Consider the following 16,196-nt stretch of genomic DNA (forward strand, 5'->3'; position numbering starts at 1 on the left):
GGTTTGTTTTATTTATTGACCGAACAAAAAATCGCTGACGACCGTAATTTGATCGGAGTGCAACAATGTTGGTGCATGTCCCACACCGTCGAATTCAACCAGCTTCGCCTTCGGGCCACGTTGCGTCATCGACACCGCTACATCACGCGAGAGCAGATCGGATTGTCCGCCGCGAACCAATAATGTTGGACATTGAATGGCATCATACGCCGCCCACAACATCACTTCGGCGCTCTTGAAATTTTCTACGGTCGACGTCGCAAACGGGACGGCCAGGCCCAGATCGTAATGGCGCACCCATTCTCCGCCCGCATTTTGGCGTAACACGTCGGCAGCTAATTTGTGCCACTCTACGTCTGTATGCTCTCCGAAGGGAAGAGAAATTGACTTAATATAAGCCGCACCAGCCTCGAAGGTGGGGAATCGCATATCGGCCCCGATATACGCTGCGATGCGTGTCAGCGCGCCAGGGTTGAGATTGGGGCCAACGTCATTTAGAACCAGCTTGCGGATCGGATTATCGGGCAAAGATGCCAGACCTAAACCGATCAGGCCGCCCATCGAGGTTCCTACAAGATCGACGGAAGAGGCATTTAGGCGCGCTAACAGCGTCACAATATCACTGACATATTGCGGCACAACATAAAATTGGGGATCACGCAAGCGGCCAGAGCGGCCACGACCAACAACATCTGGGCATATGACGCGATAGGTGTCGCACATTGAGCGTGCTAATTGATCAAAGTCATCAGATACGCGTGTCACACCATGAATACACAGCAATATATTGGGGTTATGCGAATCACCCCATTCTTGATACGCCATCGTATGCAAACCTGCAGGGGAAAGGCATTGGACGGTCTTGTGCGAAGCTGAAGTCATAACGGCATCCGGTTGGGCATACAAGTAAAAGCCCCTCTATTCTACCGTTGCTTGCACTAAAAAACCTGCGCTAAAGCGTAATCATGATTGCCTGAACAGATAAAGAGTGTCGAAGCTATCAATCGCGATGCTCGCCTGTGCATGACCTTTCTCTTGTTTGTTTGGGTTTTAATCCTTATTTCTTCTATGCTATCCAAAAAAAATGGGCAAAAAAAAGCACCGACAAACTTCTGTCGGTGCTGAATTGTCGTTGAATCGACTTAATGCAAGCTACTGAAATCCAGCGGTGCGCCAGTTTTTTCTATTAACTCTTCTCTTGTCACACCGGTCGCCAGCTCAACCACTTTTAAGCCTTGTGGCGTCACATCGAGCACGGCTAAATCCGTAATAATGCGATTTACTACTGCAATGCCGGTCAACGGCAAATTACATTCTTCGAGTATTTTGTGGGAAGTCGATCCATCCTTCGCCTTGGCCACGTGCTCCATGAGGACCACGACGCGCTTGACGCCTGCGACCAGATCCATCGCGCCGCCCATTCCTTTGACCATTTTTCCGGGAATCATCCAGTTAGCCAGATCACCGTTTTTAGACACCTGCATGGCGCCAAGTACAGCAAGGTTCACTTTGCCGCCGCGAATCATGGCAAATGAATCTGCCGAACTGAAGAACGATGAGCCAGGTAAAGAGGTCACGGTCTGCTTGCCTGCGTTGATCAAGTCCGGATCGACCTTGTCATCGCTAGGGAAAGGCCCAATACCCAACAGACCATTTTCTGACTGAAGCCAGACTTCCATATTCTTCGGCACGTAATTGGCAACCAAGGTCGGCAATCCGATGCCCAGATTAACGTAAAAACCGTCCTGCAATTCTTGCCCCGCACGCGCGGCCATTTCATCACGAGTCCATGCCATATTCATTCTCCGATCTTATAGTGTTTTTCTTACTCGAACTCAGCGTCACTGCAGCTTAGCAGGCACTAAAAACGAGACGTCAAGGCTTATTTGCTGACGGTGCGTTGTTCTATTCGCTTTTCCGGCGAGGCATTGACCACGATCCGATGCACAAAGATGCCAGGAGTGTGTACTTCGTCTGGATCAATTTCACCAACTTCGACCAAATGCTCGACCTCTACTACGGTTATTTTTCCGGCCATTGCGATGTTTGGATTGAAATTGCGAGCCGTTTTGTTATACACCAGATTGCCGCTTTTATCTGCCTTGTAAGCCTTAACGAGAGATATATCAGCAACGAGCGAACGCTCCATGATGTATTTCTCACCGTCAAATTCCCGCACTTCCTTGCCTTCGGCGATCAGCGTACCAACACCGGTTTTGGTGAAGAAAGCAGGAATTCCAGATCCGCCGGCACGCAGTTTTTCTGCCAACGTTCCTTGTGGGGTGAACTCCAACTCAAGCTCCCCTGCCAAATATTGCCGTTCAAACTCTTTGTTCTCACCGACATAAGAGGCGATCATTTTCTTGATTTGACGGGTCGTCAACAATTGGCCCAAGCCAAAACCGTCTACGCCCGCGTTATTCGAAATTGCGGTCAAATTTTGGACTCCCGAATCTCGCAGAGCGGCAATGAGGGCCTCAGGGATACCACACAAACCAAAACCGCCTACGGCGACAGTTTGACCGTCACTGACGATACCTGCCAACGCGCTAATCGCGTCAGGATAAACTTTGTTCATACCGCTATCTCCTTTTGAGTTAACTCAGACTATTTTTGCTTTTTATTCGCCTGATAGCATATGATGATCCGTCCGTTCCGACAATACCGTAAAACTACGCAAGGCCAATTACCCATAGGCACTATACGATATTAGGTTCATTACATAAATATGGTATCGGCGCTTGCAACTTACCACATAAAGCGCGCGCCCCCACTCACGACAACATCGGCATGAAGCAGCGCCGATTGCACTTATATACTGCCAATGAATGACTTCCCAGAAATCGATTATCAAGTCATTTTCGAGCACGCGCCAATTGGCATGTGCGTTTCCAAAAATCGTGTAATGCAGGTTTGCAATGCTGCATTGACCAGCATGTTTGGCTATGCGCGCGAGCAACTAAACGGTCAATCTTTTCAGATTCTTTATCCTACACCGGATGAATTTGAACGCACCGGCGCGCGTATCGTACCGATCATGAGCGCAAAAGGGACCTATTCGGATGAACGCATCATGCGTCGCGCAGATGGCGAGCTTTTTTGGTGCCACGTCATCGGTCACACGTTGGTGCCAGAAAACACCCATGCCGCCGGAATCTGGACTTTTGAGGATTTAAGCAGCAAGCGTAAGGCGTCCGCTGAGCTATCGCCACGCGAGCGCGAAATTGCTGCATTATTGGTGGAAGGGAAAACCAGCAAATTAATTGGCAAACAAATCGGGCTCAGCCCGCGTACCGTCGAAATGCATCGTGCCAATCTGATGAAGAAGTTTGCCGCAGCGACCTCGAGCGAGTTGGTCCACCGGTTACTCGGGATGGTGCACGATCATTAATTTAGCGACCAGCTGATTTAAGTCAACAATAAGCGTATTGCGTCTGGCAAAGGTACTGATTTTTCTAATTTAAAATCAATCCACACTAACTTGCCGGATCCCTCTGCAACGATCACTTCGGCGGTATCGACCCGTCGAATCTCATACGTCGTCTGAAAACTGGACCGACCGACCGCACCCAGATAGCAGCAAACCTCAATATCGCCCGGGTACTTGAGCTGACGCAAAAAACTACATTCGGCGTTGATTAAAACGGGACCTTGCGTACCTTCAAAAGGTCGCCCTAATGTTTCCAGCCACTCGATGCGTGCTTGCTCCATATATCTGAAATAAACCGTATTATTCACGTGCCCGATCGCGTCCATATCTCCCCAGCGAATGGCAATTCGACTGCGATGCACTAATTTTCTGCTATCCATTACATTCTTTCGATGAAAAAACTTGGGCCCATCCGGCACAAGCGGAACAGAATCAAAAACTGACAACTGATGCAGGGACGCAACATCCCGCACGCAGAACATGAATCTACACGCTGCACGAATAAGGCAAGTCTAGTATTCTGCCGCAATATCCCTGACAATTAGCACAAACGTTCGAAAATTAAATAGAGGTGAAGAGACAATGACCGAAAACCAGACGCAAAGCAGTCTTGAACAATACGGCCCACGGGAGGCGATGGAGTACGACGTCGTCATCGTCGGCGGTGGTCCTGCTGGATTGGCCGCTGCGATTAGAGTGAAGCAGTTAGCCAACGAAAACGGAAAAGAAGTTTCGGTTTGCGTACTCGAAAAAGGCAGCGAAATCGGTGCCCACATTTTGTCCGGTGCCGTCATGGACCCACAGGCTCTGACGGAATTAATTCCCAATTGGAAAGAACTGGGCGCTCCCCTTAACACTGAAGTCAGTGAAGATAGGTTCCTCTTTTTGACAGCCACCAAAGCGTTCAAGACGCCAAACTGGATGCTGCCATCTTGTTTTCAGAATCACGGAAATTACGTGATTTCGCTCGCTAATGTCGTCCGCTGGATGGGACAACAGGCGGAAACGTTGGGTGTAGACATATTTCCAGGCTTCCCGGCCGCAGAAGTGCTTTACAACGATGACAACTCGGTAAAGGGCGTCGCTACAGGCAATATGGGTATCGGCCGCGACGGCAAACCGACCGATGCGTTCCAGCTGGGGATGGAGCTTCACGCCAAATACACGTTATTCGCTGAAGGTGCGCGCGGCAGTCTGGGCAAACAAATCATTGCCAAATACGATTTGAATAAAGGCAAAGATCCGCAAACTTACGGCTTGGGAATAAAAGAACTTTGGGAAATTGATCCAAAGTTGCACCAACCAGGCCTGGTCGTTCATACCGCAGGCTGGCCGCTGGATACCAAAACCTATGGCGGTTCTTTTCTATATCACCTCGAAAATAATCAAGTGGCAGTCGGCTATGTCGTGGGCCTGTCGTATGAAAATCCGTACATGTCACCTTATGAAGAGTTTCAACGCTATAAAACCCATCCTGAAATCAGCAAATTTTTTGTCGGCGGTAAACGCCTGTCGTATGGCGCACGCGCGATCACAGCTGGCGGTTTGCAATCGCTGCCGAAGTTGACATTTAACGGGGGCGCCCTCATCGGCTGCGAAGCTGGCTTCCTCAACGCCAGCCGCATCAAAGGCAGCCACGCAGCGATCAAGACCGGCATGCTGGCCGCCGACGCAGCCTTCGCAGCTTTAGTTGCCGACCGTCAACATGATGAATTGGTCGATTACGCCATTGCATTCGAAAAATCCTGGTTACATGCGGAGTTGCACAAGGCACGAAACTTCAAGCCCTGGATGAGTAAAGGTTTGTATTTCGGTAGCGTAATGGTCGGTATCGACCAGATCGTGTTCGGTGGTAAGGCCCCCTGGACCTTACATCACACTCACGCCGATCATGAGTGTTTAAAACCGGCGGCAAACTATGCACCGATTAAGTACCCGAAACCGGATGGCAAGCTCACATTCGATCGACTGTCGTCGGTCTTCATTTCAAATACTAACCATGCAGAAGAGCAACCAGCACATTTGACGTTAAAAGACCCATCAGTGCCTGTCAATGTGAATTTGGCCCTGTACGCAGGACCGGAAGCACGCTATTGCCCGGCGGGCGTGTATGAATTTGTGACCAACCCGGATAAAACCGAACGATTACAAATCAATGCGCAGAACTGTGTCCATTGCAAAACCTGCGACATTAAAGATCCTACACAAAATATCGTTTGGGTGACGCCCGAGGGTGGAGGCGGACCGAATTACGCCAATATGTAGCTGTAGCGTTAAATACAGCTTGAAATGATGCCTTCGAGAATCTGCGAACGTAAGGCACCCAACAAGACGGAAAAATAAATTTGCAGCGATTGAATCATGTCGTTCATTTTGCTGCAAATTGCGTCAAACTCTCCTGACTCATTTCTTCGCTCGGGTAAAGCCCGCCTGCGCCTCCTCGGTTTGAATAAACGCTAACCAGTTTCACTCCGAACCGTCGAGCCCGCCCGCGCATTCGCCCTTTCCGCACCTAAATAAATCTGTTATCGCAAACGCTCAACGGACAGCGCACTCACCCATGGCGCTTCCCCGGTAACTTATGGTGTTAAAAATATACTTAATATTTGTCAAAATGTCAGTAAATGTCGATATTCGTAGAAATACCGACGTCTTTTGTTGTCATAATCAGATGTAGTTTTTATATCTATAAAGCTAAATGCCTGCATCAGCAGTGAGTAGAAAATCTACATAAAGCGTCTGTGCTTTATAAAAAGGTTTTCTAAGTCATTACTCGAGAACGTGGTCCAATTTTTCCCGATATCTTTTTATTAATATTATTCGGTCAATTGAACTTACTGCTGTCACATTGGTAGTTTTATGGGGCGCGACCCTGAAAATGCGATAAATACACAAACGAAATTGGTCGATTTAGAGAAGTTGGCGTTCGGGCTTCCATTCGACAAGGCTAACCAGATTTAGCCCAATTTTTAAGTCTTTATCCGTTTCAAAAACTGCCATACGAAACGATCGTAAATATAGAACCCTCCGCGAATAAATTCGCTGAGACAGGTAATAAAGATCGCAGAGCCTCCAGACGTGGGAAGCGAGCGAAATTCAAAAATACGTTTTATTTAGATATCAATAATTCAGTAATTACCCAGTTCTATTAAATGACGGCCGCGAAATTTCACCAAATAATGTTTTAAAAATAACTCGAGGACTTACATGAACACATTGAAACTAGCGCTGCCATTGCTGATAACACTTGCTTACGCTCCTGCACAAGCGGCAATCGGTGCGACCTCGCCATTGTTAGGCTCAAGCTTAAATGGTTTATCGGTTTTTTCCGATACTTACGCCACTACCGGCGCTAATTCGATAGTCTACGGCAGCGTTCTATCCGGCGGCGTCTCAACCACCGGCGCGGGTTCGTCTGTCTTCGGAAACCTGACATCAGTCGGTGCGGCGACTACAGGCGGAGCAGGTTCAAAAGTATCCGGTTATATTCAGTCTGGCGGTGTTTTGACCACTGGCGATAGCTCGCAAATTGGAAGCTTCATTCTGTCCAGTGGTGCGGCTACTATCGGCGCGAATTCGGTTGTTGTCGGTAACATGACATCGGGTGGCGCCGCAACGACTGGAGACTCTTCTAAGGTTGGTGGTTACCTGCTATCTGGCGGTGCAGCTAGTGTCGGGGCGAATTCGATCGTATCAGGAACAGTGGGAGCGGTCGGTGCTATATCCGTATCTGCCAGCGGTAGCACGGGCACGACAAGTACCTTGGCAACAGCGCCTCAGGGAACGTCACAGCTAACCTCCTCAATCAGCGCATCGACAGTTTCGGCAGCGGCACAAGTTGCAGCTGCTCAAACCGCCTTGAATAATTTGGGCCTTGGTACATACCTGGCTCCGGCATCATCGGTGATGACCTCAAACACAACGCTTCTGGCAGGCGTCTACAGTGCGTCAAATTTGACGACAACCGCCAGCACGACTCTCACTCTGGATGGACAAGGTAAGGCCAACCAGTCATGGGTGTTTAATGTCTCTGGCTATCTGACAACTGGTGCCTCTACAAATGTTGTATTGATAAACGCTGGCGTCGGAGACAGCGTTATCTGGAATACCGGGACTTATACAAGTCTGGGCGCCAATTCTACTTTAATCGGTACTGTTCTCTCCAACACTTACATTAGCGTTGGCGCGAATACAAACGTGGCTAGCGTTGGTGTTTCTTGCGGTGGAGTCTTCTCGGCGACATCGTACGTCTCAACTGGCGACGGCGCAAAGATTGGTTCGACCGGTTGTACCGGTAGCGCCTACAATATCGGAAGTGATGGCACAGCGGTACAAATTGTCGCTGTTACCTCCGCAGTTCCAGAGCCAGGAACATACGGCATGATGCTGCTTGGTCTTGGTTTCATCGGCTTTACAGCACGCCGTAAAAAGCAAGGTTAAAAACCTGCAGAAACGGTCTGGTCAAAAAAAAAGCGCCTTCCTGGCGCTTTTTTTATGGGATTCGCTCTCCCAAAATTATCGATGCCTGTTCTTATTTTATCCACTGCCCTGCCACGATCTTCTCGAGCCAAAAAGCCCCAATTATCGTTTTAACGTCGGTTATTTTGCCCTCGCGGACCCACTGCAACACCTCGTCCAGAGGCGCCCTGAACACATCTAGAAATTCACCCTCGTCCAGGCGGCGTTCGCCGGCGGTCAGGCCACGGGCCAGAAAAATTTCTAAATGTTCGTCGGCGTACGCAATCGCATTGTGGATCGTGCAGACATATTGCCAATCAGTAGCGGTGTAACCGGTTTCCTCCTGAAGCTCACGCTTTGCACATGCCAGGTAGTCTTCGTTGGCGTCGATTTTACCCGCAGGAAACTCAATGAAAACACGGCTCAGCGGATAGCGAAACTGACGTTCCAGCAAAACGGTTCCGTCTTCAAATAAAGGTAACACAACCACCGCTCCAGGATGTTTTATGTACTCCCGTACAGTCGGCTTACCATCAGGCAAGGCAACGATATCGCGTTGCACTTTGAGAAAGCTACCATCGTAAGCTAAAGCGCTTTCAATCTGGATTTCTTTTAGATGTTGATCCATGCGAGTGCTCCGGAGGAAAGAGAAAAGCATGCAGATGATGCTGGAAAGGGAAACGAATGTGAGATCACGGCATGGACAATTATGGGTACTGACGAATAGCCTGTTCGACCAGAATTTTTGAGCGCGATGATCGGTGATGACGGCTCACTCTGGCCAAACTTTCTTGAGCCGGCTACCGCAGCAATCACTTACTTGATGCGAGTTCCGGTGCCAAAGTGTTGGTGTGAGAAGCGCTCAGTCATTTGCTGTCATTACCTCTGTATTGAACTCCGAATAATATAGGCCCAAATGCAAACCAAATCGGAAAGCGTACAGTTCGACGTGAAGGGTGGCCTCGTCAAAAGTCAGCACTTCCAACAATTTCGTGTCATTTAATGTCTGATTCGTTACTTGCGTTTTTTACGCAAGTAACGGTGTACATAACCCGGAAACGCGAACACCAAAAACAAACATCCGGTTACTGCGTAAAATTCCCAGTCCTGAGAAAACGTATTGCCAATGCGAGACTCCAGCAAGTAGGCAATGCCGCCAACAACGAAATACCACACAAACAATTCTATCAGGCGCGCCCAGGCTGGCTTTGGAACACCGGCCTTGAACGGGATGATCGCCATCAGGCGTTCGTTGACAAACGGCAGATTAGCGGCGAGCAACGCTAACAGAATGACAACCCAGCTGGACGCAGATACATTCACGCTACTACGACGTCAGTCGGCCGACGAAACTGGCCAGGGAACGAACGATTGCAGCTTGACTTATATCCATCAAGAATCCTGGCCAAATTCCAAGTGCTAATACGGCAAGTCCGTTCAAACTCAATAACACGCGCACATCGCCGTGAGCCTCAATCTTTGACGTATCTTGCGCATCATCGAAATACATTACTTTGATTACACGCAAATAGTAATAAGCGCCAATCAGTGAGAACAGCACTGCTACGATTGAGAGCCAGACTTGCCCTGTACCTAACACAGCGCGCAAGATCGACAGCTTACCGAAGAAACCCAGCAGTGGCGGCACACCTGCGAGCGACAGCATCAATAACAGCATGATGGCCGCAAACCACGGACTGCGTTGATTGAGACCTTTAAAGTCGTCGATATTTTCTGCTTCGAATCCTGAACGCGCCATGAGCATAATCACACCAAAGGTACCCAGCGTGGTCAATACATAGGTGATCGCGTAAAACAATGCGGCACTGTAAGCACTGGTAGCAGAGTACATATTGCCATCAACCACCCCCGACAATAAGCCGAGTAACAGGAAACCCATATGTGAAATAGTCGAATACGCCAACATACGCTTGATATTCGTCTGCGCAATCGCGGTGATGTTACCAATCGCCATCGACAATATCGCCAGAACCATCAGCATTTGCTGCCAGTCAACTGCAAGTAATAATAAACCTTCGACCAACAAGCGGAAACAAATGGCAAAAGCGGCCAATTTCGGTGCGCCTCCCAGCAACAAGGTTACCGCCGTTGGCGCGCCCTGATAGACATCCGGGACCCACATATGAAACGGGACAGCACCCAGCTTGAATGCAAGACCAGCAACCAGAAACACCACACCAAATACCAATGTATTGTGCTGTGTCTCCGTTCCACCGCTGGCAATAGCGCGGGTAACTTCAATTAAATCCAACGAACCGGTCGCGCCGTACAACATCGACATACCGTATAAAAGAAATCCAGAAGCCATTGCCCCCAGCACGAAGTATTTCATCGCCGCTTCAGTGGCGTTAGCGTTGTCACGGCGTAGTGCAACCAGCGCATACAACGATAACGACATCAGTTCCAGACCCAGGTAAATGATCAGAAAGTTATTGCCCGAGATCATCACCATTTGTCCCAGCAACGCGAACAAAGCCAACGGATAAAATTCACCTCCGAGATGATTGTTGACCATCTCGCGGTCGCCAATGTATCGACGCGAATAGACTAACGTGGCAAATACCGCAATGTAAGAACAAAGCTTGAGCAGATGCGCTAACGGATCACTCACAAACATATTGTGGAAGGTGTAAGCCGTCGCACCTGCGTTGAAATCAGCCAGTGTCATCCCAAAGCAGACCACCAATACCAACAGCGTCAAATAATAAGTGATGTGACGTTTGGCATCCGAGATAAACATATCTATCAGCAAGATTGCGGAGGTCGCAATCAGCAGAAATATTTCCGGATAAACAGGGATCAGATTTATATTATTCATTTATTTGCCGCTTATTTTTTTCACTGTTACTAATCGCGCATCAACCGCGTTTTTATTTCTGCTTAGGGACATGCTGCGATCAGTTCAGCTTGGTGATGGCAACATGCTTTAACAAGTCCGCTACCGATACTTGCATGGCATCTGCAAATGGGGCTGGATATAAACCCATCGCAATCACAGCGATTGCCAACAAGCCGAGCATAAAGAACTCGCGTTTATTAAGATCGCTCATTTCGCTTACGTGTGGATTGGTAATGACGCCAAATATTACGCGCTTGACCAACCACAATGAATACGCAGCGCCGAGAATTAGCGCAGTTGCCGCTAACAGACCGATCCAGAAATTAGCTTTGACTGCGCCCAGGATCACCATGAATTCACCGACAAATCCAGAAGTACCAGGCAACCCGCTGTTGGCTAATGAGAACAAAACAAACAACGCAGCAAACCGTGGCATAACATTTACCAAACCGCCGTATTGCGATATTTCACGTGTATGTAATCGGTCATACATTACACCGATACATAAGAACATTGCCCCTGACACGAAGCCATGGGAAATCATCTGGACGATGCCGCCCTGGACCGCCATATCGTTGAACAGAAAAAATCCGAGGGTCACAAAACCCATGTGCGCGATCGATGAATACGCGACCAGTTTTTTCATGTCGTTTTGAACCAACGCCACCAGTCCGATGTAAATCACCGCAATCAAGGACAGCGTGATCATAAAACCAGACAGGTAGTGACTCGCATCCGGTGCAATAGGCAACGAGAAACGCAAGAAGCCGTAGCCGCCCAGTTTCAACATGATGGCCGCAAGTACCACAGAACCACCGGTCGGCGCTTCAACGTGCGCGTCGGGCAACCAGGTGTGTACCGGCCACATTGGGACTTTGACTGCGAATGCCATCAGGAAAGCCAGGAAAACGTAAATTTGTGCTGGCATCGATAACGGGACCTCATGCCAGGTCAGAATATCAAAGCTTCCGCCAGATACGAAGTACAAATACAGCAACGCAATCAGCATCAACAACGATCCAAAGAACGTGTAAAGGAAAAACTTGATCGCAGCGTAGACACGATTAGCACCACCCCATATACCGATGATGATAAACATCGGCACCAGTGTTGCCTCGAAGAATACGTAGAACAGCATGCCGTCAAGCGCACAAAACACGCCGATCATTACGCCTGACAATATCAGGAAGGCGCCCATATATTGCGCAACGCGCTTTTGTATTACTTCCCAGGCCGAAATGATCACCATCACGTTGATGAACGCGGTTAGCGGGATAAACCACAACGACAGGCCATCAATCCCTACAAAATAATTGATGTTAAACCGGGTAATCCATGGAGTCTTCTCGACAAACTGCATGCCATGGAAGCTGTTATCAAAATTTGCTATCAATGGCACGGTAACTGCCAGACTGACCAGGGCGCCGAAAAGCGAAAGCCATCGCACCATTTTAGGATTATCGTCGCGACCAATTGCCAGGACGAGCACACCAAACGCGATCGGACACCAGATCGCGAGGCTTAGAAGAGGGAAAGTTGACTGAATCATGGTTATTATTTACTTTACTTCGCCAACTTATTTGGCAAACGGAGAAGGCATGAACCAAACCAGGAAGCCCAGCACACCAATAATCATCACAAACGCATAGTGATAGATATAACCGGACTGCCAGAGGCGGGTAATTTTCGAGAACCAGTTGACGGCCTTGGCGCTACCATTCACTACCAGGCCATCAATGATACTGCGGTCGCCAACGTTCCAGAGACCACGGCCAATTAAACGTGCGCCGCCAGCGAAGACAACATCGTTAAATTTATCAAGGTAGTACTTGTTCTCTAACAGCAAGAAAATCGGATGCAACTTTTGCTTGAGTGCGGCAGGAACACGCGGATTGACCATATAGAAGTAGTAGGCAACCACCACTCCCGCAATCGCCAGCCACAAAGGCGCTGAAGTCAGGCTATTGGCGACCATACTCAGAGGGCCATGAAAATCGTTACGCAACTCTTCCATCGCATGATGTGCCTGATCGACGACGATCACGCCATTGAAAAATTTACCGTACAACATCGGCTCGATAGTGAAGAATCCAATGATCGCCGAAGGAATCGCCAGCAATATCAACGGAACGGTGACGACCCAAGGTGATTCATGCGGTTTTTGCCCTGGTGCCAGGCCGTGATGCGCATGATCGTCTGTTTCGGCCTCTTCGTCATGATGCGCGTCGTGATGGTCGTCATGATGATGTGCCTTGCCAAATCGTTCTTCCCCATGAAACACCATAAAGTACATACGGAAAGAATAAAATGCGGTCACGAATACACTCGCCAGCACAGCGAATTTGGCAAATCCGGAGCCATACAGGTGAGTCGCTTCTACCGCATCGATGATGCTATCTTTGGAATAAAAACCAGAGAAAAATGGCGTTCCTATCAATGCCAACGAACCGATTAACGAGGTGATCCAGGTAATCGGCATGTATTTACGCAAGCCACCCATGTTGCGCATGTCCTGGTCATGATGCATACCGATGATGACAGAACCTGCACCCAGGAATAGCAAAGCCTTGAAAAATGCGTGTGTCATCAAATGAAACACGGCGACCGAATAAGCTGACGCGCCCAAGGCAACCGTCATATAACCAAGCTGCGATAGCGTTGAGTACGCCACCACGCGTTTGATGTCGGTCTGGATCATTCCCAGGAAACCCATAAACAGCGCTGTGATCGAGCCAATAATCAAAATAAATGACAGTGCAGTATCCGACAACTCAAATAATGGCGACATCCGCGTCACCATGAATATACCTGCCGTCACCATGGTCGCCGCGTGAATCAGTGCCGAGATCGGGGTTGGACCTTCCATCGAATCTGGCAACCACACATGCAGCGGGAACTGCGCAGATTTTCCCATTGCGCCGATAAATAAACAGATACATGCGACGGTCAGCAACATCCAGTTACTACCGGGAAGCGTCAATTGGGCCAGGGCCCCTTTTTGCGCGAACACCTCGGTGTAGTTCATCGAACCGGAATATGCCAGCAACAGGCCAATACCCAGAATGAAGCCAAAATCCCCAACCCGATTAACCAAAAACGCCTTCATGTTGGCTACGATTGCAGTAGGTCTTGTGTACCAGAAGCCAATCAGCAAATACGACACTAGTCCGACAGCTTCCCATCCAAAAAATAGCTGGAGGAAGTTGTTGCTCATGACCAGCATCAGCATTGAAAACGTGAAAAGGGAGATATAAGAAAAGAAACGGTTGTAGCCGTCGTCGTCCTTCATATATCCGATGGTGTATATATGCACCATGAGCGACACAAAAGTCACGACACACATCATCATCGCGGTAAGACTATCGACCAGGAACCCTACTTCCAGCTTGATTCCGCCAACGGTCATCCAGGTATAAAGAGTGCCATTAAACGTGGCGCCATCTATCACTGCAAACAAAGTCTGAATCGAAATGATGAACGCGATCAACACACCGAGGATCGTAACGGTGTGCGAAGTCTTGCGTCCTATCAAATTGCCAAAAAAACGCGTACCGAACAAGCCTGCAATCGCAGCACCAACAAGGGGTGCCAACGGTACGGCCAGAAGTAATTGTGGGTTAAGTTGCCCCGCCATGATGAACCTTATCTTTATTCGTTGTTCGCTTTGGTCGCACTATGCACGCCACACCATCTGGCTAGCTGTACGCTGTCACTTGTTTACTTATGAACGGCTACTTTTAATTGAACAGTGCTTCAACAGGCTTTCCGTTCGAAGCAATTGTTCATTTGCTTTATTGTTCAACGACATTGTTCGAGAATTCCGATCAATATCATCATTCAAGCCGCTCTGGTCTCCTGGGTTAACCCTTCAGGCTATCGAGGTCTTCTACGTTGATGGTGTCCAGATTGCGGAACAACACTACCAGAATCGCAAGCCCAATCGCCGCTTCAGCAGCTGCAACGGTCATAATGAAGAAGACAAAAATCTGCCCAGCCGCATCGCCCAGATAATACGAAAAGGCGATGAAGTTAATATTTACGGACAGCAACATCAATTCAATTGCCATCAGCAATACGATAATGTTTTTTCGATTCAAAAAAATACCGACGATCGCGATGGCAAAAAGAATCGCCCCGAGTATCAAATAATGTGACAGTGATAAAGTCATGCTGCGTTCCTCTTATTTTTTCTCTGGCGACGGCGTCGTAGGTACGTCGAACGGCCGTTGCTCGGACTTCATCTTGACCAGGCGAATCCGATCACTGCTGCGTGCTTTGACTGCCTCGTGCGGTGCCATGCTCTTGGTATCTTTGCGGCGACGTAAGGTCAGCGCAACCGCCGCGACGATCGCTACCAACAGGACCACTGCTGCAATTTCGAACGCGTACACGTATTGGGTATAAATCAGCAGGCCAAGGGCTTTGGTATTTCCGATGTTTGAGGAAATGGCCGGTACCTCGCTCTCAGGGGCCCAGAAGCCGCGCAGCAATACTGCGGCCATTTCCAGAACAATAATCACGCCCACAGTAGCCGCTAATGGAAAATAACCCCAGAACCCTTCTCGTAGCTTGTCTAGATTAATATCCAGCATCATGACGACAAACAGAAACAGAACCATTACTGCGCCAACGTAGACGAGCACCAGCACAATCGCCAGGAACTCGGCTTTGAGCAGCATCCAGATACCGGCCGCTGAAAAGAACGCCAATACCAGAAACAAAGCTGAATGCACCGGGTTTCGCGCGGTAATGACACGTAGAGCGGCCATCACCAGCACCACTGAAAACGCATAAAACAAGAATGTCTTAAATTCCATAATCGACCAAAAAAGTCAGCTAAATTAGCTTTAAATTCAGGTTTGAGGTAAAGCGTCTTCCTCAATACCAGGAGCATCAGACCTCATCTGAACCATGTTGCCACTCAGAAGAAAGTGTAATGCCAATTAACGGTATGCAGCATCCGCAGCACGGGCTGCGGCGATTTCAGGTTCGTAACGATCACCAACCGCAAGCAACATTTCTTTGGTGTAGTACAGGTCACCGCGTTTTTCGCCGTGATATTCAAGAATATGTGTTTCCACGATAGAGTCCACAGGACAAGACTCTTCGCAAAACCCACAAAAGATACATTTAGTCAGATCGATATCGTAACGTGTGGTCCGGCGCGAGCCGTCATCCCGTTGTTCTGATTCAATCGTTATCGCCATTGCAGGACATACAGCCTCGCACAATTTGCAGGCAATACAACGCTCCTCACCATTCGGGTATCGACGCAGTGCATGCAGGCCACGAAACCGGGGTGACTGCGGTGTCTTTTCCTCAGGGAACAGCACCGTAATTTTGCGCGCAAACAGATAACGGCCAGTTAGCCGTAATCCCTTGAGCAGCTCCAATAGCATCAAGCTACCGAAAAAATCCTTGATCGCTTCCATTTGCTATAAACCTTCC

Annotated in this window: 15 protein-coding genes; 3 read left to right on the plus strand and 12 right to left on the minus strand. The window is 48.8% G+C overall.

What is annotated here, in order from left to right; genetic code table 11:
- Positions 1 to 12 precede the first annotated feature (12 nt).
- The 3 genes from JQN73_RS01850 to JQN73_RS01860 form a co-directional block, all read right to left on the minus strand.
- Positions 13 to 882: an alpha/beta fold hydrolase gene (locus JQN73_RS01850; protein WP_205321397.1), complete on the minus strand. Its 870-nt coding sequence runs from the start codon at positions 880 to 882 to the stop codon at positions 13 to 15.
- Between the two features lie 260 nt (positions 883 to 1,142).
- Entirely contained in the window at positions 1,143 to 1,796 is a 654-nt protein-coding gene (locus JQN73_RS01855) for a 3-oxoacid CoA-transferase subunit B (protein ID WP_205321399.1), read from the minus strand.
- 86 nt (positions 1,797 to 1,882) lie between these two features.
- Positions 1,883 to 2,578: a CoA transferase subunit A gene (locus tag JQN73_RS01860; RefSeq protein WP_205321401.1), complete on the minus strand. Its 696-nt coding sequence runs from the start codon at positions 2,576 to 2,578 to the stop codon at positions 1,883 to 1,885.
- Between the two features lie 246 nt (positions 2,579 to 2,824).
- On the opposite strand from JQN73_RS01860, the gene JQN73_RS01865 reads away from it, so the two are divergent.
- Entirely contained in the window at positions 2,825 to 3,391 is a 567-nt protein-coding gene (locus JQN73_RS01865; RefSeq protein ID WP_205321403.1) for a LuxR C-terminal-related transcriptional regulator, read from the plus strand.
- A 17-nt stretch (positions 3,392 to 3,408) separates the two neighbouring features.
- Here the strand turns inward: JQN73_RS01865 and JQN73_RS01870 are convergent, their stop codons facing one another.
- Positions 3,409 to 3,810 carry a thioesterase family protein gene (locus JQN73_RS01870; protein ID WP_205321405.1) on the minus strand — a complete coding sequence of 134 codons (402 nt, stop codon included), beginning with the start codon at positions 3,808 to 3,810 and terminating at the stop codon, positions 3,409 to 3,411.
- Between the two features lie 202 nt (positions 3,811 to 4,012).
- Between JQN73_RS01870 and JQN73_RS01875 the strand changes: the two genes are divergently transcribed.
- The gene (locus JQN73_RS01875; RefSeq protein WP_205321406.1) at positions 4,013 to 5,695 is read left to right on the plus strand and encodes an electron transfer flavoprotein-ubiquinone oxidoreductase; all 1,683 of its coding nucleotides are present in this window, start codon (positions 4,013 to 4,015) and stop codon (positions 5,693 to 5,695) included.
- 942 nt (positions 5,696 to 6,637) lie between these two features.
- Entirely contained in the window at positions 6,638 to 7,870 is a 1,233-nt protein-coding gene (locus tag JQN73_RS01880; protein ID WP_205323122.1) for an ice-binding family protein, read from the plus strand.
- A gap of 91 nt (positions 7,871 to 7,961) precedes the next feature.
- Here the strand turns inward: JQN73_RS01880 and JQN73_RS01885 are convergent, their stop codons facing one another.
- From JQN73_RS01885 to nuoI, 8 genes are all read right to left on the minus strand, one after another.
- The gene (locus JQN73_RS01885) at positions 7,962 to 8,516 is read right to left on the minus strand and encodes an NUDIX domain-containing protein (protein WP_205321407.1); all 555 of its coding nucleotides are present in this window, start codon (positions 8,514 to 8,516) and stop codon (positions 7,962 to 7,964) included.
- Between the two features lie 386 nt (positions 8,517 to 8,902).
- Positions 8,903 to 9,211 (minus strand): DUF2818 family protein, encoded by a 309-nt coding sequence (locus JQN73_RS01890; protein WP_205321408.1) that lies wholly within the window; start codon positions 9,209 to 9,211, stop codon positions 8,903 to 8,905.
- Positions 9,212 to 9,215: 4 nt separating this feature from the next.
- Entirely contained in the window at positions 9,216 to 10,727 is a 1,512-nt protein-coding gene (gene nuoN, locus JQN73_RS01895) for an NADH-quinone oxidoreductase subunit NuoN (RefSeq protein ID WP_205321409.1), read from the minus strand.
- A 79-nt stretch (positions 10,728 to 10,806) separates the two neighbouring features.
- Positions 10,807 to 12,297 carry an NADH-quinone oxidoreductase subunit M gene (locus JQN73_RS01900; RefSeq protein WP_205321410.1) on the minus strand — a complete coding sequence of 497 codons (1,491 nt, stop codon included), beginning with the start codon at positions 12,295 to 12,297 and terminating at the stop codon, positions 10,807 to 10,809.
- A 27-nt stretch (positions 12,298 to 12,324) separates the two neighbouring features.
- Positions 12,325 to 14,382 (minus strand): NADH-quinone oxidoreductase subunit L, encoded by a 2,058-nt coding sequence (gene nuoL / locus JQN73_RS01905; RefSeq protein ID WP_205321412.1) that lies wholly within the window; start codon positions 14,380 to 14,382, stop codon positions 12,325 to 12,327.
- Positions 14,383 to 14,608: 226 nt separating this feature from the next.
- The gene (gene nuoK / locus JQN73_RS01910; RefSeq protein WP_168055397.1) at positions 14,609 to 14,917 is read right to left on the minus strand and encodes an NADH-quinone oxidoreductase subunit NuoK; all 309 of its coding nucleotides are present in this window, start codon (positions 14,915 to 14,917) and stop codon (positions 14,609 to 14,611) included.
- Positions 14,918 to 14,929: 12 nt separating this feature from the next.
- Positions 14,930 to 15,565, minus strand: coding sequence for an NADH-quinone oxidoreductase subunit J (locus tag JQN73_RS01915; RefSeq protein WP_205321413.1), 636 nt, complete (start codon positions 15,563 to 15,565; stop codon positions 14,930 to 14,932).
- A gap of 126 nt (positions 15,566 to 15,691) precedes the next feature.
- Positions 15,692 to 16,180 carry an NADH-quinone oxidoreductase subunit NuoI gene (gene nuoI / locus JQN73_RS01920; protein WP_205321414.1) on the minus strand — a complete coding sequence of 163 codons (489 nt, stop codon included), beginning with the start codon at positions 16,178 to 16,180 and terminating at the stop codon, positions 15,692 to 15,694.
- Positions 16,181 to 16,196 lie beyond the last annotated feature (16 nt).

This window comes from Glaciimonas sp. PAMC28666 (assembly GCF_016917355.1).
Lineage (GTDB): Bacteria > Pseudomonadota > Gammaproteobacteria > Burkholderiales > Burkholderiaceae_D > Glaciimonas.

Bases quoted from the DNA above. Each gene is read 5' to 3' on its own strand.
- JQN73_RS01860 (WP_205321401.1), bottom strand. From the start codon at position 2,578: ATGAACAAAGTTTATCCTGACGCGATTAGCGCGTTGGCAGGTATCGTC.
- JQN73_RS01900 (WP_205321410.1), bottom strand. From the start codon at position 12,297: ATGATTCAGTCAACTTTCCCTCTTCTAAGCCTCGCGATCTGGTGTCCG.
- JQN73_RS01870 (WP_205321405.1), bottom strand. From the start codon at position 3,810: ATGGATAGCAGAAAATTAGTGCATCGCAGTCGAATTGCCATTCGCTGG.
- JQN73_RS01915 (WP_205321413.1), bottom strand. From the start codon at position 15,565: ATGGAATTTAAGACATTCTTGTTTTATGCGTTTTCAGTGGTGCTGGTG.
- JQN73_RS01875 (WP_205321406.1), top strand. From the start codon at position 4,013: ATGACCGAAAACCAGACGCAAAGCAGTCTTGAACAATACGGCCCACGG.
- JQN73_RS01850 (WP_205321397.1), bottom strand. From the start codon at position 882: ATGACTTCAGCTTCGCACAAGACCGTCCAATGCCTTTCCCCTGCAGGT.
- nuoI (WP_205321414.1), bottom strand. From the start codon at position 16,180: ATGGAAGCGATCAAGGATTTTTTCGGTAGCTTGATGCTATTGGAGCTG.
- nuoN (WP_205321409.1), bottom strand. From the start codon at position 10,727: ATGAATAATATAAATCTGATCCCTGTTTATCCGGAAATATTTCTGCTG.
- nuoL (WP_205321412.1), bottom strand. From the start codon at position 14,382: ATGGCGGGGCAACTTAACCCACAATTACTTCTGGCCGTACCGTTGGCA.
- nuoK (WP_168055397.1), bottom strand. From the start codon at position 14,917: ATGACTTTATCACTGTCACATTATTTGATACTCGGGGCGATTCTTTTT.
- JQN73_RS01865 (WP_205321403.1), top strand. From the start codon at position 2,825: ATGAATGACTTCCCAGAAATCGATTATCAAGTCATTTTCGAGCACGCG.
- JQN73_RS01880 (WP_205323122.1), top strand. From the start codon at position 6,638: ATGAACACATTGAAACTAGCGCTGCCATTGCTGATAACACTTGCTTAC.
- JQN73_RS01855 (WP_205321399.1), bottom strand. From the start codon at position 1,796: ATGGCATGGACTCGTGATGAAATGGCCGCGCGTGCGGGGCAAGAATTG.
- JQN73_RS01885 (WP_205321407.1), bottom strand. From the start codon at position 8,516: ATGGATCAACATCTAAAAGAAATCCAGATTGAAAGCGCTTTAGCTTAC.